Genomic DNA, 724 nt, shown 5'->3' with positions numbered 1-724 from the left:
TACTAAAAAAACTACCGTCTGCTGTGAAAAAATTTTTGGACGGATCAAACCTGCCACAGATAATATTTCCGCACATACATTCGATTATAGGTCGCCCGTCTTCGTCCCTTTCCAAAACCCCATTTTCATCATAGGAACATAGGTGTTTTTCAAGTCTAACGAATTGTTCTGGGAAACCGGAAGTTGTGTAATACGGAAAATCTTCGCCTTCCTGAAGCCTGATCCCTACAGCTTCGCATCCTGACCATTTTTTCATCCAGGATAGAATAGAGTGAATCAACTCATCCCATGTGTCGATTTCATTCACGGACTGAAGTGCGTCCAAAATCATCAGCTGCTCTTTTTCAATATGTTTGTATTCGGCTAATGATTTCTCCAAATCCCTGACTTTTTTTTCCAGATTTAATATAGAATCATCTTTTAGCATAATAACCACCTATAATTCAGGAAAAACGCATAAGCCTTATTCTCAATGCGGCCGTTGTATGATGACGTTATAAAAGCGAAATTTGATTTTAAGTCAGCATTTATATCTAAATGTAGCGGTTTTTTTTGACTATACCATATTGAAGCCCCAAATTAAACCTGTGTTCGACAGCGGTGGGTTCATGAAATCCCAAGAGGCCTGTCAATAAAGGGATGCAGGAATCCTAAAAAATGGTGTAGTGCCCACAAAATCAGGGGGTTTTAAGGGGTTCCGGTGAAGGATTTCACTCTTTTGGGT

The 724-nt window shown here is 39.5% G+C and carries 1 protein-coding gene; it reads right to left on the bottom strand.

Annotation, left to right across the window (positions count from 1 at the left end):
• A partial coding sequence (locus ACYQ2M_RS25195; RefSeq protein WP_459919160.1) for a hypothetical protein occupies positions 1-427 on the bottom strand: 427 nt, incomplete at its 3' end.
• Positions 428-724 lie beyond the last annotated feature (297 nt).

The organism is Desulfocicer niacini (assembly GCF_054657595.1).
This window is presented reverse-complemented; position numbering and strand designations above follow the sequence as displayed.